Genomic DNA, 24,493 nt, shown 5'->3' on the forward strand with positions numbered 1-24,493 from the left:
CGCCCCACTGGCCCCCCCCCCACACTGGGGGGCGGGCACCACGGCGTCCGCGTCCGTCGGGGGTGCCGGTGCGGGTGGTCAGATTTCGAGCCCCTCCAGCATCTCGGTGACGAGCGCCGCGATCGGCGAACGCTCGGATCGGGTGAGGGTGATGTGGGCGAACAGCGGGTGCCCCTTCAGCTTCTCCACCACCGCCACCACGCCGTCGTACCGGCCGACCCGCTGCTGGTTCTGGTCCGAACCCGGTCTTGGTGGGTCAGCGGGCGAGGCTGACGGCGAAGGGCTTGAAGCCGTGTCGGCGCAGGATGTGGGGCACGACCAGGATCATGGCCTCGGTGGCGCGGGCCGTGGTGATGTCGCCGAGGTCCTCGATCCATGCGGCCGGCCAGCCCAGGTCGCCGAGCAGGCCGGTGACGGTCTTCTTCGCGTGCTGGTCATCGCCCGACAGATAGGCGGTCGGTGGGGTGGCCAGGGTCTCGGGAGCGGTCATGACCGTGAACAGCATGGTGTTGAGGGTCTTGACCACCCGGGTGTCGGGGAGGGCGGACTGGAGCTGCTCGGCGAGGCTGCTGCCGGGATAGCACAGGTCGCCGGGCAGACCGTCATCGGCGTCGCGGGTGGCATTGGAGACATCGACGAGGAGCTTTCCGGAGAGCTCGGTGCGCAGGCCGGCCAGGCGGTCCAGGGCGCTGTCGCCGGGCGTCGCGTTGATCACGATGTCCGCGGTGCGGGCGGTGGTGCGCTGGTCGGCGAAGGCAGTCGGCGGGGCGGTGCCGAGGGCGCGGGCTGCGGTCTCCTCCGGGTTCCGGACGCCGAGGGTGACACGGTGTCCGGCTGCCGAGAGCTTGCCGGCGAGGTTGGCGCCGACGCGGCCGGCGCCCAGGATGCCGATGCTGGTCATGAGGTGGTGCTCCTTGCGTTCTGAGGTGGATGGAGCTGAGGTGTCCGGTCAGGCGATGGTCGACAGGACCTTGAGGGCGGCCGTGTGGATGCCGGGAGCGGCGGCCAGGAAGTCGCGGCTGCCGGTGTTCCAGGGCTCGCCCGCGAGGTCGGTGACGGTGCCTCCGGCCTCGGAGACCAGTAGCGCACCGGCGACCAGACCGGAGCGGACGTCGGAGAACTGCCAGAACGCGTCCATGCGTCCGGCCGCGACGTGGATGAGCTGCATCGTGGCGGGAACGGACACGCGCACGACCAGGCCGTTGACGAGCATGGCGGTGACCGAGTCGCCGATCCGCCGGAAGGTGCGCTCGTCCTCGCCGGGCCTGGCCTGGCCGGTGCCGATGATCGCGGCGCCCAGGTCGGTCTTGGCGGACACCTTCAGCGGCCGGTCGTTGAGGCGGGCACCGCCGCCGGCGACGGCGGTGTAGGTGTCGCCGGTCAGGGGCAGGTGGACGACGGTGAGCACCGGCTGGTTGTCGCGGACCAGGGTGGCGGTCACGGCCCAGTCCTCCATGCCGTGAACGTGGTTGATGTTGCCCTCGGCGGGGTCGACGACCCACCACTCCCCGGGCGGGAGCGCACCGCCGGCCAACTCGTCCTCGGCCCACTGCGATCCGGGCCGGGCCTGCAGCAGCGGCTCCCGCAGCACGTCCAGCACCGCATCGTCGTTGGCGTGGATCTCGCCGACGATCTCCTCCAGACTCACGCCCCGGGCATGCGGGGTGTGGCGGTCGCGCAGCGTGCGGCCTGCGGTCTTCACCGCGGCGGTCACCTCGGACAGGAGCGTCGTGTCGGCGGCGAAAGGCATGGCTGTGCTCATGGCGGGCTCCCTGGATTCGATGTGTGCGGGCGGTTCTTCTCGCGCCTGCACTTCGAAGGTAGGCCTCCCGATCATTAACAACAAGTGCATGCTATTCACTCGTAGAATGACTGGCATGCAACTGGATCTGAACCTGCTCACCGCCCTGGACGCCCTGCTGGAAGAGGGCAGCGTCGCCGGCGCCGCAGCCCGCCTCCACGTCACCGCACCGGCGATGAGCCGCTCCCTGGGCCGCATCCGCAAGGCCACCGGCGACCAGATCCTGGTCCGCACCGGCCGCAGCATGGTCCCCACCCCCCGCGCGCTGGCCATCCGCGCCCAGGTCCACGCCCTCGTCCAGCAGGCCCACCACCTTCTCTCCGCGCAGCAGGAACTCGACCTGGCAGCGCTGGACCGGGTGTTCACCGTGCGCTGGCACGACGCCCTGACCGCCGCCTGCGGCACCGCCCTGACCGTCGCCGTCCACCGCCAGGCCCCCGGCGCCCGGCTGCGCCTGTCCGCCGAACCCGGCACCGACGACGCCGAGTTGCGCCGAGGTGAGGTCGACCTCGAATCGGGCTCCGGCATTCCGACGCTCTCCGACATCCGCCACCGCCTCGTCGGCAGCGACCGGCTGATCGTCGCCGTCCGACCAGGCCACCCCCTCGCCGAAGGCCCGCTGAGCATCGAGCGCTACGCGGCCGCCGAACACCTCACCGTGTCGCGGCGCGGAAGCCTGCGCGACCCGATCGACGACGCCCTGACCACCCGCGGCCTCGAACGACGCGTCGTCGCCGCCGGGCCCACCACCGCCTTCGCGCTGCAACTCGCCCTCGACACCGACCTGGTCGTCGCCGTCCCCGACGCGGTCACCCGCGCAGCCCGGGAACAACTCGGCCTGACCACCCTGCCGCTGCCACTCCCGCTGCCCGACGTCCCCCTGTACCTGCTGTGGCACCAGCGCCACGACGACGACCGCGCCCACACCTGGCTGCGCGACCTGGCCGCCGAAACCGTCCAGGCACTCTTTGCACCACCGACCGCCGCTCGCGGGTCCGGCCATTGAACGGCGCTGTCCCGCATCCCTGGCCCGGCGTCAGGGTCCGGCACCTGGCCCGGTGCCAGGTATCGGCAACGCAGGCGCGTCCCCTCGGCCCTGACCGGTGTGCTGCCAGGGCGAGTCGATGACTGTCCGTCAGTCCAGATCGGCCCAGACCGAGGCCGGCCAGGCCAGGTCGGCCCCGGCGCCGGCGTCGATCACCCGCTCCTGCTGCCGGCGCCGCGGGGCGGGCGCCGCGGCCGAAATCGCGGCATAGCCGGTCGGTGTGGCCGTCATGCCGCGGGCCTGCGGGTGGCGCGCCCGCCCTTGGAGACGATGGTGGTGACGTTCATACGCTTGCTGAACCGGTACGTCATCAGGGGGCTGGCGCTGACCAGTTCCTTGTACAGGACGGCGCTTCGTCCGGTGAGGCGCATGCCGAGCGGGGTGAAGTCGGCCCTGGTGAACTGGATGACCGCGTCGCGGCGGCCGAGGCTGACCGGTTGGTGGAAGTAGCCGAAGCGGAACGGCCTGACGGCCTTGCCACGCATCAGCCGCGCGATGGTGTCGGCGGTGTACTGGGCGGTGGGCAGGCCGCTCTGGCAGCTTCCGTGAAGCTGCCCGAAGGCCAGGCGGACGGCGGCGGCGTCGCCGACGGCATGGATCCGGGGGTGGGAGACCGACCGCAGGGTGGCGTCGACCATGATCAGGCCGCGCTCGTCGGTGGCGATGCCGGCGTCGGCGGCGAGCGGCGACACCTTCACGCCCGCGGTCCACAGGCAGACGTCGGAGTGGACGCTCCGGGCGTCGGCCAGCTCGACGGCATCGCGCAGCACCCTGGTGACACGGGCGCCGGTCTCCACGGTGACACCGAGGCGCTCCAGCGCACGGTGGAGGTGGGCACGGGCCCCGGCCCCCATCATGGCGCCGGGTTCCTCCGGGCTGATCAGCGTGACGTGCAGGCCCGGGTGGCTCTCGGCGATCTCGGTGGCCGCCTCGATGCCGGTCAGGCCGCCGCCGCAGACGGTGACCGCGCCGCCGGCCTCAGCGGTCTCGGTGAGTCGCGCGGCGAGGCGGCCTGCGACCTCCGGGCTGTTGAGGGTGAACGCATGGGTGTCGGCACCGGCTCCGATGCCGGTGACGCCCATGGGACAAGCGACCTCCGGCAGACGTGACAGACCTCCGATGTGAACCACGTCACAGCACTCCGGCGGGTCGGCGAGGGCGTGCCGTAGGCCGGTCGTGCGCTCGGGCTCTGCGGGGAGGGCCGGAGCGCTACCACGGCCGATAGCGGTCTCGCCCGAAGTGTCGAGCTGCGACACTGGGACACATGAGTTCCCGTCGCAGCATCTCGCTGCCCGCCTTCTCCGATCCCGCCGCCGACGCGTCCGGTCCTGCCCAGCCCGGTGGCCGCCGGCTGCTGCCGGTCGAGCAGGGTGCGGACTTCCGTCAGCCGCCGGGTGAGGCCGTGGCCGCGCCGGCTGCGGTCCGGCGCCCGCTTGCGCCCGGCGCTCTGACCTTCTCCGACCCGGACCGGCAGATCTGACGCCCGAGGATCGGCCCCTATGACCGGCAAGGTCAGGGGCGACCGGCTGCCCGGGCCGTCGCGCGGTCTTGCCCCATGCGGGTCTGGAGACGTGCGCCACCGCGCCCCGCTACCGCGGAGACTCCCGGGAACCGGCCGGCTGCGGACGGTGTTCAATGGCTCCGTCATCGCACCGAGCCGGAAGGACACCCCATGGGACGCAGGAAGCCGGGCAAGCCGCGCCGCGAGCGGGCCGCCACCGAGTACACGCTCCAGCAGCTCCGGCCGCCCGGCTACGACGAGTGGATGAGTCCGGCCCCGGGCTTCGACCCCGAGCGGGTCGCCGCCGATCCCAGGCTCTCCCCGCAGGCCGTCGACCTCATGCGACGACTGGCCCGGATGCGCCCTGCCTACGGACCCCAGATCCCGCTGCAGGCCGTGTGGCTGGACATGGCTCTGGACGGCGGCGTCCTGCGACTGCGCCGCCCGGACGCCGGCGTCGCGAGTCTGACCGCCGGCGAACTGACGGGCATGCTCGGCGGGCCGGCCGAAGTGGCGGACGTACGGAACGCGGTGCACGAACTCCACTCCACCGGCATGTTCCTGGTGGAGTCGGGCGACGAGGCCGACACCGTGCTGCGCGTGGTCGTCGGCAGGCCCGCAAAGCCCGGCGATCCGTGGCTGTTCGGCGGTGACGTCTCCCAGCGACCCGGTGCCCAGGACGTGCGTCCCCGGTGACCCGCAGTCCCTGGGCCACGAGGAGGTCGCCGCGTTCGAGGGCGTCGGCTCCGTCGAGCGCGCCCACTGGTCGCCATGGATGAGGTCAAGGTCGTCGTCGCCCATTCCGAGCGCGCGACCCTGCGCGTCGGCGACATGTTCCTGAAGGTGGACCCCGATCAGGCCCGCATCGATCTTGAGGTCGAGGCGATGGCCCTGGCGCCGGTACCGACCCCGGAGGTCCTGTGGCGCAAGTCGCCCGTGCTCGCGATCGCCGCACTTCCGGGGAGGACGCTCGGGCGCCTCGGTGGACCGTCGACCGGGTCGCCGGCGGCGTGGGCCGCGGCGGGCGCCGCCATCCGGAAGCTGCACGACGCGCCGCTGCCGTCCCGGCTGGGCCGAGCCGGCCGGAGCATCGTCGCGTTGGCGGCGGAACTCGACGACGAGTGCGAGTTGCTCGTGACGAACGGCGTCCTGCCCGCCGACCTGGTCACCCGCAACCGCCAGGTCGCCGAGGCCGCACTCCGGCCGTGGACTCCGGCGTTCACACACGGCGACCTGCAGATCGCGCACGTCTTCGTCGACGGCGACGAGGTCACGGGCATCATCGACTGGTCCGAGGCGGGCCAGGGTGATGCCCTGTACGACCTCGCCACCTTCACGCTCGGGCACGAGGAGCACCTCGACGACGTCATCGCCGGCTATGGCACCGACGTCGACCTCGACGTGATCCACGCGTGGTGGTCGGTTCGAAGCCTGCTGGCAGTTCGCTGGCTGATCGAGCACGGCTTCGACCCCTTTGCGCCGGGCTGTGAGGTCGACGTGCTGAGATCCCGGATGTGAGGCTGCATGGGCCCGACTGCTCCACGTGGCATCCTGACGCATCGAGCAGGCCATCCTCCTCAAGCGCACCTCCTGCCTGACCACACTGACCCGGCCATGCAGGCGCCCGCAAAAATAATCGTCCAGATACCGTGGACGTCCGGGGTGACGGCGAAGGTGGAGACCGCGAGGCCAACCGTGCGCTGCACACGATCGTGCTGGTCCGCATGCGTCACGACCCGCGCACCCGTGACTACGTCGCACCCCCGAAGGACTCAAGACGAAGGACATCTTCGGATGCCTCAAGCGCTTCGCCGCGCGAGAGTGTGCCGCCAACCTCACCAGCGCACTCGGCGGCACACCCGGGCTGTTCCCAGCAGCTTGACGGTCTATGGAGCTTCAGAGCCGAGCCCGACCACACCCCTCAAGCGTCACCCCGGTCGTCAGCGTCTCTGCTGCTTACGGAAGACGGAGGGCGCGACGCCCACGTGGCGGGTGAAGAGCCTGGTGAAATAGGCGGGGTCGGGGTATCCGACGTCCCGTCCGACGAGGGAGACGGGCCGGTCGGTGTCGGTGAGCAGGGCTTTGGCCTGGTCGATCCGACGCCGTGTCAGGTACACCGTGGGCGGGGAACCGGTGATCCGGCGGACGGCGGCGATGAGCGTGTCGCGGGACACCGCCAGTTCCTTGGCGACGGCGCCGATCCGGACCGGGCCGTCGGCGGCGTCGAGTAGTTGCAGCGCACGACGGCCGAGGTCGCGCTGCGCGCGCCCAGGATCCGCGGACCTCCTCAGGCCTCTGCCGACCGCGCTGATCAGGGCATGGAGGGAACTCGTGGCGGCGATATGGCTGTCGAGTGATTCGGGCCCGGTGAGCAGGTCCAGGACCCGGACGCACAGCTCACGGGCCTCGCCGGGATCGGCCGGTCGGGCGACCGGGTGCTCCGCGCCGAGATAGCCGAGGCCCCGGTAGGCCGCCGCGGCAGGCCCCTCGAACAGCACCCAGTACTCGTCCCAGCCGTCCGGCGACGGGCCGTAGCGATGGCTGATCCCGGGCGGCAGCCAGAAGAACGACCCCGGCCGAACCTCGTGACGGCCCCGGCCCCGGAGCTCCAGGAACCCCGCCCCCCGGAGCACGAGGACACCGGCGTAGCAGTGCAGGATGCGTTCGGCCTGAAGGCGACGCTGGCCGAAGGTCCGCCCGGCCCCGGTCACCGCGATGCCCAGCGCCCGCACGCTGTCCGGCGGAGTGCGGTACCGCCCCACAACGTCCGCCCCGCCCTCGCCCGCGTCGGCCGTCACTGCACCACCTCCGTCGACAATCGTCCAAGTTCCCTCGGGATCCGTGCATTGTGCCTCGTTGGCACCAGGCCCGACGATCGCGTCATGACTATGAGACAGCCGGACCGGCCACTGCCGACCACTCTCACTTCCAACGGCCACCGCCTGGAAGCGAGCGACCGCAGACTCGGCCGTCTGGAACCGGTCCCGGACGCCGAACGCCACGACCCGCGCGACCTGCGGCTCCGCCTCGCCCAGCACGGCTACCTCTACCTGCCGGGATTCTTCGACCGCACGACGATCGAGGACTTCCGCCGCCACTACTTCGCCACCCTGAGCGCGACCGGGCTGACCCCACCGGACTCAGATCCGCTCGACGGGCTCGCCGGGTCCGCCGGAAGCCTGGACCGGGCGCGCATGCGCCACCTGCTGTTCCAGCAGATCGTCCCGGGCCAGGAGTACGAGGCTCTGTGCCGGCATCCGCACCTGGTCGCCTTCTATCGAAAGCTGTTCGGCACCGACGACATACATCTGCACCGCAGGAAGATCATCCGCCATGTCGGACCGGGCGAGTCCGGCATCGGCACTGCTACGCAGGCCCACTACGACCTCGTCTACCTGCGCGAGGGAACCGACCGGGTCGTCTCCTCCTGGATCCCGCTGGGCGACTGCCCGATCGCCCAAGGTCCTCTCGTCTACCTGGAAGGCAGCCACCACCGCGTCCTGGCGGACGAGGCCGCCGGCCGCCTTCCCCGCCCCGCCGCGTCGATCACCGCGGACCTGCCCGCCCTGGCCGAGGAGTACGACGCCCGGTGGCTCGTCACCGACTTCGCCGCAGGCGACCTCATGGTGCACAGCGCCCACATCATCCACGCCTCCCTCGACAATCAGGACCCCGCCGGTCGCTTCCGCCTCTCCACCGACATCCGCTACCAGGCGGCCTCGGACCCGATCGACACCCGATGGCAGAACCACTGGCACGATCAGGACGGCCTGTGACACCACGCCTGCACTGCCAGCCTCCTGCCCCTGCCCCTGCCCATGGACCTGCCGCTGCCCGAACAGCTCCAGGTCGTCTTCTGCGAGCGATGGCGGATCCGCCGGGGCTGTACAAAGAAGGGCTCCCGACGCGGGCGGAAATACGGTTGCCAGGCCCGACCGTTCTGCAGCACAGTAGGCGCATCAGCCCGGCACCACCGCCACGGAGAGGAACGTACGTGATGAGCAGCAGCCAGTCGTATCAGCGTTTCTCAAGTTCTCAGCAGAGCCAGGGGTATCCCTCCGCGCGGTAGACCGGCACCCGAACGTGCCTGGCCGCCCCGGGGGACTTCCCCCACCAGGGCGGCCATTCTCGTTGCCGCCACGCAGTGCCGGATGGTGCAACTGGCAGCACGCCTGACTCTGAATCAGGAAGTTCGAGGTTCGAATCCTCGTCCGGCAGCGCAGTACCCGGAGAGTTGGCCGAGTGGAAAGGCAGCGGCTTGCTAAGCCGTCGTCGGGGTCACACCCGCGCGCGTTCGATCCGCGCACTCTCCGCGCAGCACAGGGCAGTTCACGGAGGAGCCATCCGGCAGACGTCGGCCTCGGTCATGAAGACCGTTGGGATGCGCGAGCATCCGTGCGGGGTCGCCGCCCCCACTTCCTCCGCCAAGGGCGAGCTGGGCATGGGAGAGCCCAAGGGTCTGTAACACCCCCGCTTCGGCTGTGCCGGTTCGACTCCGGCCTCGCCCACCTCCGTGGTGCCAGCCCGAGTCACTGGTCGAGTGTCGAGAAGACCGGCCCCTGCTGGAACCGAGGACTGCCCCCACGTCGCAGGGCCATGCGGTGCCGTCCGGCCAGAGCGGTCCGTCGGGGCCGAGGCGGGTGAACATGGGGTGGGCGGTGAGCAGTCCGGCGTCGCGGGCGGCACGTACGGGCGGCGCGGCGACGATGTCGCCGAGCGTGCCGATGCCGGGAGCATCGCCTCGGATGCGGCGCGTGGCGAGGTCGAACAGGGCGCGGCCGTCGATGTCGTCGGGCAGGAAGCGGGGAGGCCGTTTGGTGACCCGGCGGACCTCGGCGACGGCCGCGAGGTCGGCGGCGATCTGGGCGCCGGAGTTGCCCCCGCCGACCACGACCACCTTCCCTCCTTGCCCGCCATCGGGCAGGAGGGCCCCATTCCCGCCGAAGCCGGCTGCGCCGCGGCAGTCGTAGGTGTGCAGCTGGCGGCCGGTGAAGTCGGCCCGTCCCGGGACGGCGGGGACGAACGGCCGCTCCCATGAACCGGTGGCGAGGATGACGGCCTGGGCGTGCCACCGGCCGGAGTCCGTGCGGGCGATGAACCCGCCGTCGTGCCGCTCGACTCCCTGCACCGAGACCGGGCGGTGGACCGGAAGCTCGTAGCGCTTCTCGTACTCGGCGAGGTAGCCGACGACATGCGCCGCATCCGGGTACTCTGCCCCGGCCTGGCCGGGCATGGGGCGGCCGGGCAGGGTGGGGGCACCTCCCAGCCGAAGAGTACGCGGCGGGCGAGAAGAGCCGCAGGCTGTCCCAGTAGTTCTGCCAGGCGCCGCCGGCCGCGGGGGAGGCGTCGAGGAGGGCGAAGTCGAGCTTGGCGCGGCGCAGGTAGTACCCGGCGGCCAGTCCGGCCTGGCCCGCGCCGACGACGAGCACCTGCGTGCGGTGCGTGCTCACCGCGGCCGTCCGGGAGCCTGGGCCCATCGCTGCGTCATCGCCCTGCCTCCGTTGTCCGGCTGTCCGAGCAGGATTGCGGCCGTCGGGCTACTTGTTCGCCGTGCGGCGGTGGGTGAAGACCAGCGCGACGAGAGCCAGGCCCACAACGCCGCCGATCAGCTGCATGCCGACGAAGCCGGGGACGGAGGAGGGTGCGATGCCGGCGAAGGTATCGGTGAACGCCCGGCCGATGGTCACGGCGGGGTTGGCGAAGGAGGTGGAGGAGGTGAACCAGTAGGCGGCGCCGATGTAGGAGGCGACGGCGACGGGGGCGAACCGCAGCTGTTCCGTCCTGGCCAGGCCGAAGATCAGCAGGATCAGTACGGCGGTGGCGACGGCCTCGCCGAGCAGCAGGCGTCCGGCCGAGCGGTCGTGGGTGGACCACGCGACCAGTGCCTTGCCGAACATCGCGTCCGCGAGGACGGCGCCCGCGATGGCGCCGACGATCTGGGCGGGGACGTACGCACCGACCTCGCGGAGACCGAGTCCGTGCGGGTCCTTGCGGCCGGTCCACCACTCGGCGAGCGTGACGACCGGGTTGAAGTGCGCGCCCGAGACCGGGCCGAGCAGCAGGATGAGGACGCCGAGGCCGAAGACGGTGGCGAGGGAGTTGGCCAGCAGTTGCAGGCCGACGTCCTTGCTGAGTTCGGTGGCCTGGATGCCGGACCCGACGACGACCGCGACCAGGAGAGCAGTACCGAGCAGTTCGGCCGCCACCCGGTTGAACAGGGGCACGGCGTGGCGGTACCCCCGGCCGGAGGCTGGGGGACGCTCGGCAGTCAGGGGCTCGGCCTCGGTGACGGCAGGTCTCGCCTCGTCTACGGCGCTCAACGGGTACTCCTCGTCCAGGGCGGAATCGGCCGCCGGGTGGGGCTGGTGGGTGGGTCAGCAGGACCGCTTGCGATCGGCCGCAGCGGCTTCGCGGGCGGTGGCGGCCAGCCCGGCGAACCCCGCGACGACGGCTTCCAGGGCGTCGGCGCGGAGCCTGTAGTACGTGAAGCGCCCGCACGGCTCGGTATCGACCAGCCCGGCCTCGCGCAGGATCCTCAGGTGGTTCGACAGGTTCGTCTGTCTGGCACCGGTCTCCGCGACCAGATGCGTCGTGCACAGCGCCTCCTCGGCGAGGAGCGTGATGATCTGCATCCGGAGCGGGTCGGCCAGGGCCTTGAGGACGTCACTGTCGACTGATGTCACCATGGGCTGATACGTTACCCGTGTCGAGCCCACGAAGCGAACCCCCACCCTCCCGGCCGCCACCAGGGACACCTGCGCGTCCTCATGTCACGAGCTTCCCCCCGACCCCCGTCCAGGGACTCCTCACCGAACCCCCCACTCAGCCGAACCAACCCTGTCCGTCCCACAGCGGGCACCGCACAACCGAAGGGCACCGTCATGACCACCGCGCCGATCGCTTCCGTGCTGTTCGTCTGCATCCACAACGCTGGCCGCTCCCAGATGGCCGCCGGCTTCCTGCGCCACCTCGCCGGCGACCGCGTCGAGGTCCGCTCCGCCGGCTCGATCCCGGGGGACCGGATCAACCCCTCCGCGGTCGCCGCGATGGCCGAGCTGGGCATCGACATCTCCGACCAGCAGCCGAAGGTGCTGACCACCGAGGCCGTCCAGGCGTCCGACTACGTGATCACCATGGGCTGCGGCGACGCCTGCCCGTACTTCCCCGGCAAGACGTACCTGGACTGGAAGCTGGACGACCCGGCCGGCCAGGGCGTCGAGGCCGTCCGCCCGATCCGCGACGAGATCAAGGGCCTCATCGAGGGCCTGATCGCCGAGATCGACGCCAAGGCCGTTGCAGGACAGGAGAGCTGAGCATCTTCATGAGCGCGAACGCATCGATCACCGGCGACGACGGCAGCGACGGAGACGTCCGCGAGGTCGTCATCATCGGCTCCGGCCCCGCCGGCTACACCGCCGCCCTCTACACCGCCCGCGCGCAGCTTAGGCCGCTGCTGTTCGGCAGCTCGATCTTCGTCGGCGGCTCGCTCACCACCACCACCGAGGTGGAGAACTTCCCCGGCTTCCCGAACGGCATCGACGGCCCCGACCTCATGGCCGACATGCGGGCCCAGGCCGAGAAGTTCGGCGCCGAGATGGTCGACGACGACATCGTCGAGGTCGACCTCACCGGCGACATCAAGCTGCTCACCGACTCCGCCGGCACCGTCCACCGTGCGAAGACCGTGATCGTCGCCACCGGGTCCGGCTACCGCAAGCTCGGCATCGACCGCGAGGACGAGCTCTCCGGCCGCGGCGTCTCCTGGTGCGCGACCTGCGACGGCTTCTTCTTCCGCGGCAAGGACGTCATCGTGGTCGGCGGCGGCGACACCGCCCTGGAGGAGGCCACCTTCCTCACCCGCTTCGCCGACTCGGTCACCGTCGTCCACCGCCGTGACTCCCTGCGCGCCTCCAAGGCCATGCAGAACCGGGCGTTCGCCGACCCGAAGATCACCTTCGCGTGGAACAGCGAGATCGCCGCCATCCACGGTGACAAGCTGGTCTCCGGGGTCACCCTGCGCGACACCGTCACCGGCGAGGAGCGCGACCTCGCGGCCTCCGGCCTGTTCATCGCGATCGGCCACGACCCCCGCACCGAACTCTTCGCCGGGCAGTTGGAGCTGGACGGCGAGGGCTACCTGAAGGTGGACTCGCCCTCGACCCGGACGAATCTCCCCGGCGTCTTCGGTGCCGGCGACGTCGTCGACCACACCTACCGCCAGGCGATCACCGCCGCCGGCAGCGGCTGCTCCGCCGCCCTCGACGCCGAGCGCTACCTCGCGGCCCTCGCCGACGTCCGCAGCGACGACCTCGACGAGGACCGGGGCGCGCTGGAGCCGGTCGCATAACGACCGCCGGCCCGCCGGCCGCCCCGCCGCGGACCGTTGTGCCGCCCGATGGCGGGTCGGCACCGGTCTGCGGCGCTGCCCTCGGTCGCGCTGGTCCACTGCGTCGCGTTCGAACGGCCCGATACCCGGTTGCCTGTGGAAGCGGCCGCATACGATCCTCCTGGCATGGACCTTCCCCAGCCGGTGATCGAACTGGACGACCTGACGCTGCGCCGCTTCAACGGCGAGACAGACCTTCCGGAGCTCCTCCGGGTCATCGAGGAGTCGTTGGAGCACCTGCGCCCGTGGATGGCCTGGGTCGCCGAGCACAGCCCGGCCACGACCTCCGACTTCCTGGCCCGCCGCGCGCAGTGCTGGGCGAGTGGGGAGGAGTTCACCTATGTGATCGTGCTGAACGGCGCGATCGTCGGCGTCTGCTGGCTTCTCCGGCGCGACGGCTCCCCGGGCCAGGACCGCGAGATCGGCTACTGGCTGCACCCCGCCGCCACCGGCCGCGGAGTGGCCACCCGGTCCGCCCGCGCACTCGTCGCCCAAGCCTTCCGTCTCCCCGGCGTCCTCCACGTCGACATCGTCCACGACCGGGCCAACCGGGCCAGCGGCGCCGTCCCGGCCCGCCTCGGCTTCACCGAACACCTGCGTCGCCCCGCCGAGCGCCTCGCCCCGGCCGAGACCGGCGAGGACCAGGTCTGGCGGCTGACCCGAAATCAGGCGGGTGACCTGGCCGCAGAGGCCTGTTGACCGGGAGAGGAGGGAGCCCCGGAGCCGTGCTGTGCTCCGGCGTGCTGTTGGCCGGGGAGGAGGTCGAGCGGACGCCGGGATCGTGCAGCGCGCGAAGCACGAAACGCGGGCGTGGTACTCGCTGGTGCTCGGTGGGCTGGACGCGGTGCCGGGTCTCCTGACGTTGCCGGGGTCGGCTGCCGGCTCAGGTCCTGCGTGCCGTGCGTGGGGTGGTGAACAGGCCGAGCAGTGCGGAGGCCGCGGATACGGCGGCGAGGAGCGCGAACAGCCGGGGGTAGCCGCCGAGGGTGGGGGCGAGTGCGGCGACGGCCCAGGGTGCGAGGGCGCCGGCGACGGTGGCGGGTGCGCCGAGGAGGGCGCTGAGGCGGCCGTAGGCGCTGGTGCCCCAGCGGTCGGTGACCGCGGTGGCGTGCAGGAGGGTGAGGTTGCCGCGGACCGTGCCGGCGAGGACGGCGACCGCGGCCAGTACGGGGATCGGTCCGGGGATCAGGGCGAGGAGTGCGGTGGTGGCGCCGCCGGCGGTGATGAGGACGGTGGTCCGGGCCGTGACGGGCAGCCGACGTGCCAGGGTGGCGTAGAGGGTGCGGCCCAGGGTCTGGCCGAGCCCGCCGAGCCCGAGTGCCCAGGCCGCCGTGGCGGGGGACGCGCCGCGGGCGGTGAGCAGCGGGATGAGGCCGAAGACGACGGCGTACATGGCGAACCCGGAGAGCGTGAACGCGGCGCCGAGCAGGATGAACGGCCGGGTGCGGGCGGGGTTCGCCACCGGGGCGGCGTCCTGGCCGGTGCTCCTCGTAGGGGTGACCGGCGGCCAGGGGTGGCGCAGGGCGAGTGCGTGCAGCGGGACGGTGACGGCGGCGAGCGTTGCGGCGAGGAGCAGGTAGACGGTGCGCCAGTGGTGGTGCTCGGCGAGGGCGGCGGTGATGGGGGCGAAGACGGTGGAGGCGAGCCCGCCGGCGAGGGTGACGATCGTCAGGGCACGGATGTGGTCGGGGTGGTGCCAGCGGGTGAGTGCGGCGAAGGCCGGCTGGTAGAAGGTGGCGGCCATCGCGGTACCCGCCAGGAGCCAGGCGGCGAAGAACACCGGCAGGTTCGGTGCGAGCGCCACCGCCACCAGCGCCGTTGCGCCGGCCAGGGAGCCGAGGGTCATGACGGCGCGTGGTCCGCGGCGGTCGATGGCCCGGCCGATCGGAATGCCGACGACGGCGGAGACGAGCAGCGCGGCGGAGAACGCGGCGGTGGCCCGGGCGGTGGTCCAGCCGGTGTCGGCGGTGATGCGGGGCAGGAGGACAGGGAAGGCGTAGTAGAGGATGCCCCAGCCGGTGATCTGGGTGACGCACAGGGCGGGCAGCACGGCGCGGGGCCACGACCGTTCCTTCGGTTCGGTCGCGGCCCCGCCGGTGTGAAGGGTCGTCATGGGCGGTTGGTCAGCAGCTGCCGGACTGGCTCGCGGCCGGGGCGCCGATGCCGATGCCGATGACCTGCGGGGCAGAGGGCACCGAGCAGCAGCCACCACCGCCGCCGCTCTGGGTGGTGTCGGGCTCGTCGAACAGGCCGGCGCCACCGCAGACCCCGGTCTCGGGGAGGGTGAGCTCGATGCGGGCGGCGGCCTCATGGTCCCCGGCGAGCACGGCGGCAACGGAGCGGACCTGCTCGTAGCCGGTCATCGCGAGGAACGTCGGCGCGCGGCCGTAGCTCTTCATGCCGACCAGGTACACGCCCTCCTCCGGGTGGGCGAGCTCGGCGGCGCCGTGCGGGTAGACGGTGCCGCACGAGTGCTGGTTGGGGTCGATCAGCGGGGCCAGAGCGGTGGGCGCCTGGAGGCGCTCGTCCAGGCCGAGGCGGACCTCGGACAGGAACGACAGGTCCGGGCGCAGGCCGGTCAGAACGACGACCTGGTCGACCGGCTCGCTGCGCCGCCCGTCCTCGGCGACCAGGACCAGCTGCTCGCCGTCCGCTTCGACGGCGGCGGTGCGGAAGCCGGTGAGGGCGGAGGCGTGGCCGTCGTCGACGGCCTTCTTCGCCCGCAGTCCGAGTGCGCCGCGGGCGGGCAGCTCGTCGGCCTCGCCGCCGCCGTAGGTGGAGCCGTTGATGCCGCGCCGCAGCACCCACACCGCGTGGGTGCCGGGCTCGTCCTTCGCGAGGTCCGCGAGCTGGGCGAGGGCGGTGAACGCGGAGGCGCCGGTGCCGACGACCGCGGTGCGCCTGCCCGCGAACCGCTCGCGTGCGGCCGGGTCGCGGAGGTCGGGGATGCGGTAGGTGATCCGGCCGTTGGCCGCGCGCTCGCCGAGCGCGGGCAGGCCGTCGGCGCCGAGCGGGTTGGGGGTGGACCAGGTGCCCGAGGCGTCGACCACGGCCCGGGCGAGGAGGCGCTCCTCGCTGCCGTCGGTGTGCTCCACGTGGACGGTGAAGGGCTGCTCGGTGCGGCCGGAGTCGACGATCCGGTCGCGTCCGGCGCGGGCGACCCCGGTCACTCGTGCGTCGTAGCGGACGCGGCCGCCCAGAACATCCGCGAGCGGCTGCAGGTACAGCGTCGCCCAGTCGCCGCCCGACGGGTAGGCGGAGCCGTCGGGGCGGGCCCAGCCGGTCGGGGTGAGCAGCTTCTCCGCGGCCGGGTCGACGACCTCGGCCCACGGGGAGAACAGGCGTACGTGCGCCCACTCGCGCACCGACGTGGCGGCCGACGGGCCGGCCTCCAGGACCAGCGGCTCGATGCCGCGCTCCAGCAGGTGGGCGGCTGCGGCCAGGCCGATCGGGCCGGCGCCGATCACGACGACGGGCAGTGCGTCGGGGGTGTTCTCGCTCATCTCAAGCTCTCCGGGTGGGTGTGGTGGCGGGGCTGGTCGGCGGGACGGGTGTCAGCAGCAGCCGGTGCCGGCGGTGACGGACTCGCGCTTCGCGGCCGGGGCGCAGCAGCTGGCGGCTTCGTCGGCGCCCTGTGCGCTGCCGCAGCACGGGGCGGCGGTCGTCCGGCTCTCCCCGGTGCTCGCCGGGGCCGCGGTGGCCGTCGCGCAACAGCCGGCGGCGGGCGCAGAGGACTCAGGGGTGGTGGTCGGCTCGGTCATGGCGGGCTCCTCGGTCGCGGCGCTGGTTCGACGTTTGTCGATGACCTGCTGTGCCGCCAGCATGCCAGCTGCTTAGATGCGCGTCAACATAGACATTTATCGAATCGGGAGATCGTTCCGCCATGGAGATCGTCGACGCCGCCGTGATCGGCGCAGGCCGGTCCGGACTCGCCGCCGCCAACGCCCTACGCGCCCAAGGGCTCACGCCCGTCATCCTGGAAGCCTCCGACCGGCCGGCCGGATCCTGGCCCCACTCCTACGACAGCCTCACCCTCTTCTCACCCGCCCGCTACGCCGCCCTGCCTGCCGTTCGCCGGTGACCCCGACCGCTACCCGCACCGGGACGAGGTCATCGCCCACCTCCTTCGCTACGCGGACCGGATCGACGCCGACATTCGCCTCGGCGCCCGGGTGGAGCAGGTCGCCGAGGCCCCGCACGGCTCTACCGCGCACATCGCCCGCTGCCTCGCCGCCCACCTCCGCAGCGCGGCTCCGCTTCCGGCCTGATTCAGCAGATGTCAATATTGACGCATGTCGAACGCCAAGACGCTTCCGCTGCTGGAACCCGACCAGGCCGCCGCCCCGTGCTGTCCGCCGCTGACCTCCGCCGGACTGTCCGAGACCGACGCGGTCACGATGGCCGCCATGTTCAAGGCCCTCGCCGACCCGGTCCGGCTGCGCCTCTTCTCGCGCGTCGCCTCCCACCCCGACGGCGAGGCATGCGTCTGCGACATCCAGGACGTCGGCGTCTCGCAGCCCACCGTCAGCCACCACCTGAAGAAGCTGCGGGACGCGGGCCTGCTGTCCTCCGAGCGGCGCGGCACCTGGGTCTACTACCGCGTCGAGCCGGGCGTCCTGGCCGGCATGGCCGCCCTGCTCGCCGACAGCCGCTGACGCGGTCCGGCCTGCCGGAACCGGCGCCGGCCATCCCCGAGGGCCAGCCGGGCGCAGAACGCCGGGCACCGACCGACCCCGGCTGCGGGTGCCGGTCATGGCCCCGGGCCGGGGCCGCGGGGCCGGGCCGCGGGACCGGGTCGGGGCGGTCAGGCGGGTTCGGACCTGTCGTTCGCCGCCGCATCGGCCATCCCGGCGCGCAGCAGCTGGTGCCCCAGTTCGACGAGGGCGCGACCGGCCGCGTACTCGTCACCGATCTCCGGGACGGGCGGGTCGTTCGGACTGCGGTTGGCCGTCGTGTGGGTCTCCAGGGTGGTGTCGCCGGTGTCCAGTACGGCGTGGACCTTGGTGGCGTCGCCTTCCTCGAAGAGGTCCAGGCGCAGGTTCCAACGCTTGGTGCGCATGGGACCGGATGCGCTGTTCCCGGTCATGGGCGGTCTCCTCGCAGGTGAGTTGGTCGCCCTCGGGAACGAGGGCTTCGACACTTCCATCCTGGAGCGGGCCGCGGCTGTCGGCACGGTGGGACGGCCCTGCACAGGGTGAACCACGCCGGTACGGTCGCGGGCTCTGCGGGCGGGGCGAGGAACGCGCTGACGGCCGGTGTCCCGGGTTCTCGGGTGCTCGGACCCCGGTCAGATACCCCCGGGGGTAAACTGGGGCCAGGAGACCATTCTGGAGGTGCGGACATGCAGGTCGACGACGATGCGGTGGGTGCGGTGCTGAACCGTCTTCGCCGGGCTCAGGGGCAGCTCGCCGGCGTCATCGCGATGATCGAGGCGGGCCGGGACTGCAAGGACGTCGTGACTCAGCTGGCCGCCGTGTCCCGGGCTCTCGATCGAGCCGGGTTCAAGATCGTGGCCAGTGGCATGCGCCAGTGCATGGCCGCTGCCGACGGTGACACCCCGCCGATGAGCGAGGCCGAACTGGAGAAGCTCTTCCTCGCCCTCGCCTGACGGCCCCTCGCCTGGCGGCCCGCTACCCGCTGCCCGGCGGCACGAGTCGCCGGACGTGGCCGGGTGCGGGCGTCGCCCCGCCCCTGCGCCGGGTGGCCGGGTCGTTCCGGCCGCCCGGGCGCGGCAGTGACGGTGGCACCCCTGAAGGCTCGAGCGGGAGACCGGTGCACGCGCGAAGCGTTGCGCGCCGCGCTGGACGCCCTCGCGGACTGACCGGAGCACTCCCGGCCCGCCGCGGCGGGCCTCTTCTTTGGCCTCTCATATACCCCTACCCGTATTTTGCGCTCGGTTGGGACACTCAGGAACGGAGCATCACGTGAAGCACCCGGACACGGCCGTCGCCCGGCCCTCCACCCCGCCCCCGCCGGAACCGCCCGGTGCCCCGGAACCGCCCGGCGCCCCGGGTCTGCTCGGCCGACTCGGCGCCTGGTCGGTACGGCACTTCAAGGCCGTCCTGGCGGGATGGCTGCTGGTCGTGATCGGCCTCGGCGCGTTCGCTCCCCAGGTGACGTCGGCGCTGTCCGGCGCGGGATGGCAGGCCGACGGCTCCGAGTCCGTGAAGGTCAGGCAGGTCGCCGAACAGCACTTCGCCGGCAACGCCTCCACCGCGCTGCAGATCGTGGTCGCCGCCGACCGTCCGGTCACCGACCGGACCGTCCAGCAGGTGATCGGCAAGGCGGAGGCCCTCGCCGCCGCCGACCCCCGGATCTCCAGCGTCGTTCCACCCCGGCCCGGTGCGACCATCAGCCAGGACGGCCGCACCGCGATCCTGCTCGCCGGGGCCAAGGCGTCGCCGGACGACATGGTCCGCGCCGCCGACGAACTGAAGGGGCCGCTGAACGCCCTGTCCACCGAGGGTGTCAGCGTGCACGCCACCGGCGCGTCCGTGCTGTGGAGCGACTTCAACACGGCCAACCACGACGCCATGATGAAGTCCGAGATCATGTCCTGGCCGGTCACCCTGGCCATCCTGGTGCTCGCCTTCGGCTCCCTGGTCGCCGCCGGACTGCCGCTGCTGCTCACCATGGCCGGACTCGCCGCCTCCGCCGGCTCGCTCGTCCTGATCAGCCACCTGTTCCCGGTCTCCATCTGGGCGATGAACTTCGCCATGATGTTCGCCCTCGCGCTCGGCATCGACTACGCGCTCTTCCTCGTCGTCCGCTTCCGCAGCGCCCGCACCGGGCGCTCGCCCGGCAGCGCCGACGCGGTCGCGGAGACCATGGACACCGCCGGCAAGGCGGTCCTGCTGTCCGGGGCGACCGTGCTGGTCAGCCTGTCCGCCGTGATGCTCGTCCCGTCCCCGGCGTTCCGCTCGATGGCCGGCGGCATCATGCTCGCCGTGCTGTTCGTCCTCGCCGCCACCCTCACCCTGCTGCCGGCCGTCCTCGGCAGGCTCGGCCACCGCGTCGACGCGCTCGCCCTGCCCTGGGCGAGGACCGGCGAACACCGCTCCCCGCGTTTCGCCGCCTGGGGCGAACGGCTGTGGAAGCACCCGATGCGCTACGGTGCCGTGGCGCTGGCCGCCCTGATCGCCCTGGCCGCGCCGGTCGTCGGGCTGCGGACCGCGATGCCGTCCATCGCCGTCGTCCCCGCCGACGACAGCGCCCGCGCCGGGTACACCGCCGTCCAGCAGGCATTCGGCCCCGGCGCCCCGGGCACCCTGCAGATCATCACCCCCGGCGGGCAGGCTGCCTCGGTCGGCGCGCAGATCGCCGACACCCCGGGCATCGCCGGCACGATGCCCGCCCAGTCTGCCGCCGACGGCTCCGGCTGGTCGATGATCCAGGCCGTCCCCACGGTCGACCCGTCCAGCCCCGACCTCGCCCACACCGTTGACACCCTGCGCGCCGAACTCCCGCAGGACACCCTGGTGGGTGGCGCAGCGGTGGAGAACCTCGACCTGCAGCACCTGCTCACCGAGAAGACCCCGCTGGTCATCGGCGTGGTGATGGCGCTCGGCTTCGTGCTGCTGCTGGTCGCCCTGCGCGCCCCGCTGATCTCCGCGCTCGGCACCGCCGCGAGCCTGCTGTCCACCGGCGCCGCGTTCGGCGTCGCCCGGCTGGTCTTCCAGGACGGCCACGGCGCAGACCTGCTCGGCTTCACGTCGCAGGGCTTCCTGGACGGCTGGGCACCGGTGTTCTTCTTCGCGATGATCTTCGCCATCGCGATGGACTACACCGTGTTCCTGCTCGCCTCGGCCAAGGAGCACTACGAGCGCAGCGGCGATCCCAAGCAGGCGATGGTCGGCGCGCTCGCGCACTCGGGCCGGGTGATCTTCGCGGCGGCCGGCGTGATGGTCGCGGTGTTCTTCACCTTCGCGCTGTCCGGTCCGCTCCCGCCCAAGGAGATGGGCATCGTCCTCGGCGTCGCCGTGCTGCTGGACGCCGCTCTGGTCCGCCTGGTCCTGCTCCCGGTCATCCTCCGGCTGACCGGCCGGGCCGCCTGGCACACCCCGGCCTGGCTCGACCGGATCCTGCCGAAGGTCACCTTCTCCCACGGCTGACCATCCCGACCGCCGGAGCGCGGGCGGGCTCCAGGACGGGCGGCCTCAGCGGGGCCGGGTCCCCAGAACCCGAGCGGAACGGCTGGGCGCCGCGGCCGCCTGCCGTTCGAGCACGGTCCGCGTCGACCGTGGACACCCCAGGCCTTGTTGCCCCTGAGCCGGCTCGCCTCCTGCAAGCCGCTCGGGGCGTCCAGGGTCATTCCCGTCGAACCGCCCGCCGGCCGCGGGTGCCGCGTAACGGGTTCGGCCGGCAGGCCCGTCCCGCTCGCCGACGTGCGTCGAAGGACCGCCACCGATGTGGCGGTCCTTCGACATGGGTCGTCCGCCACCGGCGGGGCAGTCCGAGGTGCGGGGGCGCGCGGAGTGCGGCTGGACGCGCAGGTGGCGGCGCAGGGGAGTGAAGGATCGACGGTGATGTGGCCGAGCTGGCTGGCGTTGCCGGTGGCGCCATCGCCGACCCCGCGAACCTTCTCGGTCACGGCATCAGGGGACGGCGATCTGCTCGGTCCTGTTCGCCCCGATCACCTCGATTCCCCTGGTCCCCAGGATGCCGTCCAACGGCAGGGACACCGTGTACGGGGCGGTGGTGGGGAGCCCGATGCCGGGCAGTGAGCCGACGACCTCGATGCCCCAGTACTCCGGCCGCTCGACGTAGACCAGCGGCGACAGGCGAACCGTCATGTTCACGTAGGGCATCTCCCCGCTGACGACGAGGATGAAGGTGCCCGGAACGATCCCCGGGACGACCCTCGCCTCGTCGAAGTCGATGATGCGCATGGACTTCGGCGCCGGCAGATCCGCGAAGTTCTCCACCATGATCAGTCCTTTCGTCGCTGTGACGTCACCAGTCACTACGTCGACGCAGACTAGTGGACAGTCGCCTACGAACTGCATGTCCAACACGCCCGCGGACTCGCCAGCGAAACGCCCGGGGCGAGCGAGTTCTTCGATAGCTGAGACCGTTCTTGAGATCTGCGGTGTCCGACTCGTGCCAGAACCGGAACCGCGCATGCAGACCACCCACACTTCACGCCAGGCCTCGACCTGACCCACCCCGAGATCCACAGACACAAGCCAACCCGACGGGTCTGTACAAAGAACGGCTCCCTCCCGTCGGCCGGCGGGTGTTGGTGGCGGTACGTGTGCGCCGCCTGGTCTGCCCGGTACTCGGCTGCAGGCGGCAGACGTTCCGTGAGCAGGTGCCCAGTCTGCTGGAGCGCTACCAGCGCCGCACGAACCGCCTCGCGAGCCAACTCGGCGCGTTGGTGAAGGAGTTAGCCGGCCGGGCTGCGACGTGTCTCCTGACGAGACGAGTCTGGCCCCACCTCTCACACGGTGGGGCCAGAACTCAACATCTTCATCAGTCTTCTGGGCCGTTTCGTTTCGATCTTGAGCGTCGCCGGTCACCCAGCCCCATAGATCACCTCGCCTGATGCGGACTGCAGGGGAATGCGAATCGATCAGGACACGTGGGCGACCTGGAGCCGGCTTCTGGATCGTTGCCGGTCAGAGGAACCAGGACTCCTCCATCCGGAACGTGGAGCTGCTGGTGTGACGGACGCGGAAGACGGACATCCGGAGGTCCACGCGGCCCCATGGGTCGTACGGTCCGAGCGCGAGCCGGCCCAGGGCCCGCCAGTCGACTTCGTCGGACTCCCCGTCCAGGTCGATCGCTTCCTCGGCGAGGGTCTCGGAGCTGATGCCGAGGGCGCGTACGACGGCCTGAGGGTCGCCGGTGACCTCCAACGGTTCCACGTCAGACCAGCCTTCGGCGTGCAGCATCAAGCCGCCGGGCAGCTGGATGATGTCTTCGGTGTGGTCCCCTCCGCAGTGAACATCGGCTGATCCGACGATCCTGGCGTCCGGGTAGCGCTCGCGGAGAGTGCTGGATGCCCCGAGCAGCGGCGAATCGCCGATGCTGTCGGCCAGGGCCGGGTCGGTTATGGAGATGACGTTGCCCCAGCAGCCCACCTTGATGATGTCCAGGTCCGCCCGCGTCTCCAGAGCCAGCGAGTCGCATGCGGAGCCGGGGGGCAGCTCTTCGAGGATCTCGTCGACGGTGTCGAAGTTCTCGGCGAAGCGCCGGGCTCCTTCCGGGTCGTGGGGAGAAAAGCTCACCGTGCCGGCGGGGAAGGGGGGAAGGAGGAGGGTGAGGGTGTAGTCATCGCCATATCCCCGAACTTCTCGGTCGGGTGGGCAGGCCCAAAAGGTGGTGTCGGTCATAAGGGGCACCGTAGCGACGGGCGCTGACATCCGACACCATCGATGCGTACGCCGCCGCCCTGTCCGGACGCGCCAACGCCCCCGCCAGCAGATCCTCGGCCTCCGGCCGCGGCACTTCCTGCTCGTCCACGCCGAGCGCCTACCCAGGCAGGCTCCGCACAGCCGCGACCGGCAACAGCTGGGCCGGCAAGGCTCGTGATCATGACCGACCGCCCCCTCTCGCCATGCGCGCCATCTCCGAGGACGCGCCCCTGTCCGCCCGGTCCGGCGGGCCTGCTCGGCCACGGCCTCCACGCGGCCTTCGTCGAGGGCATGGTCGCCATGAAGCGCGCCAAGGACCAGGGGCTGGACTCGGGCGTCGAACGCTCGCCCCGGTCGGGCCCGGCCACCGGGTTCGCCCAGTGGTGCGCGCAGACCCTCGGGCCCGCCGTCCTCGCCACCCCGGGGGCGATCCATGTCCGCTGACCGCACCGAGCCGCCCGTCACCGCGTTCATGCTGGTCATGACCACGCCCGCATGGCTGGCGATGTCCGTGGCCGAACGCGTCGAGGCCTTCACCACCCACGTCGTCCCGGTGATCGAGGCCCGTACGCGCGGCGTCCGCTCCCGCTTCTACGACACGGAGTTCTACTCCGCACGCGTCACCGACATCTGGATCTGGGAGGCAGACGACCACGACGCCTACCGGCTGCTGATCGACGCGCTGCGCGAAACCCCCTTCTGGGACGGCTACTTCGACGTCGTGGACCTCCTCGTGGGCACCGAGAACGGCTACGCGCGCACCTACGGCCTCGCCCCGGTTGCCACCCTCGCCACCTGACGCCAGCCCGCACCGCCCTCCCGCCCTCCCGGCAGACCGGCTGCCGGGCATCCGGGCGCCTGCGCCCACCGCGGCTCCGGCACGCCGAGAGCCTGCGGACTCGGCGCGGACGTCGCCGGCTGACAGGTGGAGTTCGTACGTTTCCCCACCGTTTCGCCCCGCACGGTGGGCCTCGGGCAACGGCTCCGGCAGGCGTCCGTCCACCGCAAGGTGGACGGCGAGACGACGAACGGCGTGCAGGCCCGCGTAGCCCCGCATCTCGAACTCGGCGTCCTCCGCCTCCACCGGATCGGGCTCGCTCCACTGCCGCGCGCCCGCACGCTCCAGCGGCTCGCCGATCGCCACGAAGTCGGCGCGGACCGTCTCGCTGTAGTCGTCCTCGGCGCAGTTCCCGGGCCTTCTCTCCGGCGGCGAGGGCCGCAGCCGCCCAAGGCCGTGGCGGCCCCGGGCGACTGCGGATTCTGCCCGGTCGCGCCGGCTTCTGTGAGACGGTCAGGCTGGCCAACCGCCTCCGGCAGCAGTGGACTCGGCGAATTCGGCGAAGGTCCGCGGCGGGCGACCAAGGGCGCGCTGCACGCCGTCGGAGACGTACTCGTCCGCACCCTC

Annotated in this window: 27 protein-coding genes, 3 tRNA genes and 4 pseudogenes; 19 read left to right on the top strand and 15 right to left on the bottom strand. The window is 72.0% G+C overall.

What is annotated here, in order from left to right:
* Positions 1 to 78 precede the first annotated feature (78 nt).
* From ACWGB8_RS29300 to ACWGB8_RS29310, 3 genes and pseudogenes are all read right to left on the bottom strand, one after another.
* A pseudogene (locus tag ACWGB8_RS29300) lies at positions 79 to 225 on the bottom strand (PhoH family protein); the annotation flags it as partial.
* Positions 226 to 256: 31 nt separating this feature from the next.
* Positions 257 to 901 (bottom strand): NADPH-dependent F420 reductase, encoded by a 645-nt coding sequence (locus ACWGB8_RS29305; protein WP_452216633.1) that lies wholly within the window; start codon positions 899 to 901, stop codon positions 257 to 259.
* A gap of 48 nt (positions 902 to 949) precedes the next feature.
* Positions 950 to 1,762: an inositol monophosphatase family protein gene (locus ACWGB8_RS29310; protein WP_452216634.1), complete on the bottom strand. Its 813-nt coding sequence runs from the start codon at positions 1,760 to 1,762 to the stop codon at positions 950 to 952.
* Positions 1,763 to 1,877: 115 nt separating this feature from the next.
* On the opposite strand from ACWGB8_RS29310, the gene ACWGB8_RS29315 reads away from it, so the two are divergent.
* Complete coding sequence (locus ACWGB8_RS29315) at positions 1,878 to 2,807, top strand: LysR family transcriptional regulator (protein WP_452216635.1); 930 nt, start codon at positions 1,878 to 1,880, stop codon at positions 2,805 to 2,807.
* 129 nt (positions 2,808 to 2,936) lie between these two features.
* Here the strand turns inward: ACWGB8_RS29315 and ACWGB8_RS29320 are convergent, their stop codons facing one another.
* Both ACWGB8_RS29320 and ACWGB8_RS29325 read right to left on the bottom strand, forming a co-directional pair.
* Positions 2,937 to 3,077 carry a hypothetical protein gene (locus tag ACWGB8_RS29320; protein ID WP_452216636.1) on the bottom strand — a complete coding sequence of 47 codons (141 nt, stop codon included), beginning with the start codon at positions 3,075 to 3,077 and terminating at the stop codon, positions 2,937 to 2,939.
* Positions 3,074 to 3,928 carry an NAD(P)/FAD-dependent oxidoreductase gene (locus ACWGB8_RS29325; RefSeq protein ID WP_452216637.1) on the bottom strand — a complete coding sequence of 285 codons (855 nt, stop codon included), beginning with the start codon at positions 3,926 to 3,928 and terminating at the stop codon, positions 3,074 to 3,076. The genes ACWGB8_RS29320 and ACWGB8_RS29325 overlap by 4 nt, the downstream gene beginning before the upstream one ends.
* Before the next feature lie 182 nt (positions 3,929 to 4,110).
* Here ACWGB8_RS29325 and ACWGB8_RS29330 point away from each other — a divergent pair, with 182 nt between their 5' ends.
* The 4 genes and pseudogenes from ACWGB8_RS29330 to ACWGB8_RS29345 all read left to right on the top strand — a co-directional run.
* On the top strand, positions 4,111 to 4,326 hold the full coding sequence (locus ACWGB8_RS29330) for a hypothetical protein (RefSeq protein WP_452216638.1): 216 nt from the start codon (positions 4,111 to 4,113) through the stop codon (positions 4,324 to 4,326).
* A gap of 192 nt (positions 4,327 to 4,518) precedes the next feature.
* A complete protein-coding gene (locus ACWGB8_RS29335) occupies positions 4,519 to 5,043 on the top strand; it encodes a hypothetical protein (protein ID WP_452216639.1) in 525 nt (174 codons plus the stop codon).
* A 75-nt stretch (positions 5,044 to 5,118) separates the two neighbouring features.
* Positions 5,119 to 5,865, top strand: coding sequence for a phosphotransferase family protein (locus ACWGB8_RS29340; RefSeq protein WP_452216640.1), 747 nt, complete (start codon positions 5,119 to 5,121; stop codon positions 5,863 to 5,865).
* Positions 5,866 to 6,020: 155 nt separating this feature from the next.
* Positions 6,021 to 6,229: pseudogene (locus ACWGB8_RS29345) on the top strand (IS110 family transposase); the annotation flags it as partial.
* Between the two features lie 58 nt (positions 6,230 to 6,287).
* On the opposite strand, the gene ACWGB8_RS29350 reads toward ACWGB8_RS29345, so the two are convergent.
* The gene (locus tag ACWGB8_RS29350) at positions 6,288 to 7,145 is read right to left on the bottom strand and encodes a helix-turn-helix domain-containing protein (RefSeq protein WP_452216641.1); all 858 of its coding nucleotides are present in this window, start codon (positions 7,143 to 7,145) and stop codon (positions 6,288 to 6,290) included.
* Positions 7,146 to 7,229: 84 nt separating this feature from the next.
* Between ACWGB8_RS29350 and ACWGB8_RS29355 the strand changes: the two genes are divergently transcribed.
* From ACWGB8_RS29355 to ACWGB8_RS29370, 4 genes are all read left to right on the top strand, one after another.
* Positions 7,230 to 8,123, top strand: a complete 894-nt coding sequence (locus ACWGB8_RS29355; RefSeq protein ID WP_452216642.1) for a phytanoyl-CoA dioxygenase family protein — start codon at positions 7,230 to 7,232, stop codon at positions 8,121 to 8,123.
* Between the two features lie 369 nt (positions 8,124 to 8,492).
* Positions 8,493 to 8,565 (top strand) — tRNA-Gln (locus ACWGB8_RS29360).
* A 10-nt stretch (positions 8,566 to 8,575) separates the two neighbouring features.
* Positions 8,576 to 8,660 (top strand) — tRNA-Ser (locus tag ACWGB8_RS29365).
* Positions 8,661 to 8,775: 115 nt separating this feature from the next.
* Positions 8,776 to 8,855: transfer RNA gene (locus tag ACWGB8_RS29370), tRNA-Tyr, on the top strand.
* A 77-nt stretch (positions 8,856 to 8,932) separates the two neighbouring features.
* Here ACWGB8_RS29370 and ACWGB8_RS29375 read toward each other — a convergent pair.
* From ACWGB8_RS29375 to ACWGB8_RS29385, 3 genes and pseudogenes are all read right to left on the bottom strand, one after another.
* A pseudogene (locus ACWGB8_RS29375) lies at positions 8,933 to 9,824 on the bottom strand (NAD(P)-binding domain-containing protein); the annotation flags it as partial.
* Between the two features lie 60 nt (positions 9,825 to 9,884).
* Positions 9,885 to 10,619, bottom strand: coding sequence for an aquaporin (locus tag ACWGB8_RS29380; protein ID WP_452216659.1), 735 nt, complete (start codon positions 10,617 to 10,619; stop codon positions 9,885 to 9,887).
* A 102-nt stretch (positions 10,620 to 10,721) separates the two neighbouring features.
* Positions 10,722 to 11,033, bottom strand: coding sequence for an ArsR/SmtB family transcription factor (locus tag ACWGB8_RS29385; protein ID WP_452216643.1), 312 nt, complete (start codon positions 11,031 to 11,033; stop codon positions 10,722 to 10,724).
* Positions 11,034 to 11,228: 195 nt separating this feature from the next.
* On the opposite strand from ACWGB8_RS29385, the gene ACWGB8_RS29390 reads away from it, so the two are divergent.
* From ACWGB8_RS29390 to ACWGB8_RS29400, 3 genes are all read left to right on the top strand, one after another.
* Positions 11,229 to 11,660, top strand: coding sequence for an arsenate reductase ArsC (locus tag ACWGB8_RS29390; RefSeq protein WP_452216644.1), 432 nt, complete (start codon positions 11,229 to 11,231; stop codon positions 11,658 to 11,660).
* 8 nt (positions 11,661 to 11,668) lie between these two features.
* Positions 11,669 to 12,694, top strand: a complete 1,026-nt coding sequence (trxB, locus tag ACWGB8_RS29395) for a thioredoxin-disulfide reductase (protein ID WP_452216645.1) — start codon at positions 11,669 to 11,671, stop codon at positions 12,692 to 12,694.
* Positions 12,695 to 12,859: 165 nt separating this feature from the next.
* Positions 12,860 to 13,432, top strand: a complete 573-nt coding sequence (locus ACWGB8_RS29400; RefSeq protein ID WP_452216646.1) for a GNAT family N-acetyltransferase — start codon at positions 12,860 to 12,862, stop codon at positions 13,430 to 13,432.
* A gap of 184 nt (positions 13,433 to 13,616) precedes the next feature.
* On the opposite strand, the gene ACWGB8_RS29405 is transcribed toward ACWGB8_RS29400, so the two are convergent.
* From ACWGB8_RS29405 to ACWGB8_RS29415, 3 genes are read right to left on the bottom strand one after another with little or no spacing between them, the layout of a single operon-like run.
* Positions 13,617 to 14,846 carry an MFS transporter gene (locus tag ACWGB8_RS29405; protein WP_452216647.1) on the bottom strand — a complete coding sequence of 410 codons (1,230 nt, stop codon included), beginning with the start codon at positions 14,844 to 14,846 and terminating at the stop codon, positions 13,617 to 13,619.
* A gap of 10 nt (positions 14,847 to 14,856) precedes the next feature.
* Positions 14,857 to 16,236, bottom strand: a complete 1,380-nt coding sequence (locus tag ACWGB8_RS29410; RefSeq protein ID WP_452216648.1) for an FAD-dependent oxidoreductase — start codon at positions 16,234 to 16,236, stop codon at positions 14,857 to 14,859.
* Between the two features lie 51 nt (positions 16,237 to 16,287).
* Entirely contained in the window at positions 16,288 to 16,557 is a 270-nt protein-coding gene (locus ACWGB8_RS29415; protein ID WP_452216649.1) for a hypothetical protein, read from the bottom strand.
* A 59-nt stretch (positions 16,558 to 16,616) separates the two neighbouring features.
* Between ACWGB8_RS29415 and ACWGB8_RS29420 the strand changes: the two genes are divergently transcribed.
* Together ACWGB8_RS29420 and ACWGB8_RS29425 are read left to right on the top strand one after the other, a co-directional pair.
* Entirely contained in the window at positions 16,617 to 16,814 is a 198-nt protein-coding gene (locus ACWGB8_RS29420) for an NAD(P)-binding protein (protein WP_452216650.1), read from the top strand.
* A 211-nt stretch (positions 16,815 to 17,025) separates the two neighbouring features.
* On the top strand, positions 17,026 to 17,388 hold the full coding sequence (locus tag ACWGB8_RS29425; RefSeq protein ID WP_452216651.1) for a metalloregulator ArsR/SmtB family transcription factor: 363 nt from the start codon (positions 17,026 to 17,028) through the stop codon (positions 17,386 to 17,388).
* Between the two features lie 149 nt (positions 17,389 to 17,537).
* Here ACWGB8_RS29425 and ACWGB8_RS29430 read toward each other — a convergent pair whose 3' ends face one another.
* A complete protein-coding gene (locus ACWGB8_RS29430) occupies positions 17,538 to 17,819 on the bottom strand; it encodes a dsRBD fold-containing protein (protein WP_452216652.1) in 282 nt (93 codons plus the stop codon).
* Positions 17,820 to 18,074: 255 nt separating this feature from the next.
* On the opposite strand from ACWGB8_RS29430, the gene ACWGB8_RS29435 reads away from it, so the two are divergent.
* Both ACWGB8_RS29435 and ACWGB8_RS29440 read left to right on the top strand, forming a co-directional pair.
* The gene (locus ACWGB8_RS29435) at positions 18,075 to 18,341 is read left to right on the top strand and encodes a metal-sensitive transcriptional regulator (protein ID WP_452216653.1); all 267 of its coding nucleotides are present in this window, start codon (positions 18,075 to 18,077) and stop codon (positions 18,339 to 18,341) included.
* 316 nt (positions 18,342 to 18,657) lie between these two features.
* Positions 18,658 to 20,844, top strand: coding sequence for an MMPL family transporter (locus ACWGB8_RS29440; RefSeq protein ID WP_452216654.1), 2,187 nt, complete (start codon positions 18,658 to 18,660; stop codon positions 20,842 to 20,844).
* 483 nt (positions 20,845 to 21,327) lie between these two features.
* Here the strand turns inward: ACWGB8_RS29440 and ACWGB8_RS29445 are convergent, their stop codons facing one another.
* Positions 21,328 to 21,660 (bottom strand): hypothetical protein, encoded by a 333-nt coding sequence (locus ACWGB8_RS29445; RefSeq protein ID WP_452216655.1) that lies wholly within the window; start codon positions 21,658 to 21,660, stop codon positions 21,328 to 21,330.
* Positions 21,661 to 21,947: 287 nt separating this feature from the next.
* On the opposite strand from ACWGB8_RS29445, the pseudogene ACWGB8_RS29450 reads away from it, so the two are divergent.
* Positions 21,948 to 22,145: pseudogene (locus ACWGB8_RS29450) on the top strand (ISL3 family transposase); the annotation flags it as partial.
* 205 nt (positions 22,146 to 22,350) lie between these two features.
* On the opposite strand, the gene ACWGB8_RS29455 reads toward ACWGB8_RS29450, so the two are convergent.
* Positions 22,351 to 23,067, bottom strand: coding sequence for a DUF6333 family protein (locus tag ACWGB8_RS29455; protein WP_452216656.1), 717 nt, complete (start codon positions 23,065 to 23,067; stop codon positions 22,351 to 22,353).
* Between the two features lie 312 nt (positions 23,068 to 23,379).
* On the opposite strand from ACWGB8_RS29455, the gene ACWGB8_RS29460 reads away from it, so the two are divergent.
* Entirely contained in the window at positions 23,380 to 23,532 is a 153-nt protein-coding gene (locus ACWGB8_RS29460; RefSeq protein ID WP_452216657.1) for a hypothetical protein, read from the top strand.
* On the top strand, positions 23,522 to 23,887 hold the full coding sequence (locus ACWGB8_RS29465) for a darcynin family protein (RefSeq protein WP_452216658.1): 366 nt from the start codon (positions 23,522 to 23,524) through the stop codon (positions 23,885 to 23,887). Before ACWGB8_RS29460 ends, ACWGB8_RS29465 begins: the two co-directional genes overlap by 11 nt.
* Positions 23,888 to 24,493 lie beyond the last annotated feature (606 nt).

This window comes from Kitasatospora sp. NPDC054939 (assembly GCF_053610105.1).

Excerpts from the sequence above, each read along its gene's own strand:
- ACWGB8_RS29410 (WP_452216648.1), bottom strand. The coding sequence starts at position 16,236 with ATGAGCGAGAACACCCCCGACGCACTGCCCGTCGTCGTGATCGGCGCC.
- ACWGB8_RS29390 (WP_452216644.1), top strand. The coding sequence starts at position 11,229 with ATGACCACCGCGCCGATCGCTTCCGTGCTGTTCGTCTGCATCCACAAC.
- ACWGB8_RS29435 (WP_452216653.1), top strand. The coding sequence starts at position 18,075 with ATGCAGGTCGACGACGATGCGGTGGGTGCGGTGCTGAACCGTCTTCGC.
- ACWGB8_RS29405 (WP_452216647.1), bottom strand. The coding sequence starts at position 14,846 with ATGACGACCCTTCACACCGGCGGGGCCGCGACCGAACCGAAGGAACGG.
- ACWGB8_RS29310 (WP_452216634.1), bottom strand. The coding sequence starts at position 1,762 with ATGAGCACAGCCATGCCTTTCGCCGCCGACACGACGCTCCTGTCCGAG.
- ACWGB8_RS29465 (WP_452216658.1), top strand. The coding sequence starts at position 23,522 with ATGTCCGCTGACCGCACCGAGCCGCCCGTCACCGCGTTCATGCTGGTC.
- ACWGB8_RS29335 (WP_452216639.1), top strand. The coding sequence starts at position 4,519 with ATGGGACGCAGGAAGCCGGGCAAGCCGCGCCGCGAGCGGGCCGCCACC.
- ACWGB8_RS29400 (WP_452216646.1), top strand. The coding sequence starts at position 12,860 with ATGGACCTTCCCCAGCCGGTGATCGAACTGGACGACCTGACGCTGCGC.
- ACWGB8_RS29430 (WP_452216652.1), bottom strand. The coding sequence starts at position 17,819 with ATGACCGGGAACAGCGCATCCGGTCCCATGCGCACCAAGCGTTGGAAC.
- ACWGB8_RS29445 (WP_452216655.1), bottom strand. The coding sequence starts at position 21,660 with ATGGTGGAGAACTTCGCGGATCTGCCGGCGCCGAAGTCCATGCGCATC.
- ACWGB8_RS29315 (WP_452216635.1), top strand. The coding sequence starts at position 1,878 with ATGCAACTGGATCTGAACCTGCTCACCGCCCTGGACGCCCTGCTGGAA.
- ACWGB8_RS29420 (WP_452216650.1), top strand. The coding sequence starts at position 16,617 with ATGGAGATCGTCGACGCCGCCGTGATCGGCGCAGGCCGGTCCGGACTC.
- trxB (WP_452216645.1), top strand. The coding sequence starts at position 11,669 with ATGAGCGCGAACGCATCGATCACCGGCGACGACGGCAGCGACGGAGAC.
- ACWGB8_RS29330 (WP_452216638.1), top strand. The coding sequence starts at position 4,111 with ATGAGTTCCCGTCGCAGCATCTCGCTGCCCGCCTTCTCCGATCCCGCC.
- ACWGB8_RS29355 (WP_452216642.1), top strand. The coding sequence starts at position 7,230 with ATGACTATGAGACAGCCGGACCGGCCACTGCCGACCACTCTCACTTCC.
- ACWGB8_RS29455 (WP_452216656.1), bottom strand. The coding sequence starts at position 23,067 with ATGACCGACACCACCTTTTGGGCCTGCCCACCCGACCGAGAAGTTCGG.
- ACWGB8_RS29305 (WP_452216633.1), bottom strand. The coding sequence starts at position 901 with ATGACCAGCATCGGCATCCTGGGCGCCGGCCGCGTCGGCGCCAACCTC.
- ACWGB8_RS29460 (WP_452216657.1), top strand. The coding sequence starts at position 23,380 with ATGGTCGCCATGAAGCGCGCCAAGGACCAGGGGCTGGACTCGGGCGTC.
- ACWGB8_RS29325 (WP_452216637.1), bottom strand. The coding sequence starts at position 3,928 with ATGGGCGTCACCGGCATCGGAGCCGGTGCCGACACCCATGCGTTCACC.
- ACWGB8_RS29385 (WP_452216643.1), bottom strand. The coding sequence starts at position 11,033 with ATGGTGACATCAGTCGACAGTGACGTCCTCAAGGCCCTGGCCGACCCG.
- ACWGB8_RS29320 (WP_452216636.1), bottom strand. The coding sequence starts at position 3,077 with ATGACGGCCACACCGACCGGCTATGCCGCGATTTCGGCCGCGGCGCCC.
- ACWGB8_RS29425 (WP_452216651.1), top strand. The coding sequence starts at position 17,026 with ATGTCGAACGCCAAGACGCTTCCGCTGCTGGAACCCGACCAGGCCGCC.
- ACWGB8_RS29340 (WP_452216640.1), top strand. The coding sequence starts at position 5,119 with ATGGATGAGGTCAAGGTCGTCGTCGCCCATTCCGAGCGCGCGACCCTG.
- ACWGB8_RS29415 (WP_452216649.1), bottom strand. The coding sequence starts at position 16,557 with ATGCTGGCGGCACAGCAGGTCATCGACAAACGTCGAACCAGCGCCGCG.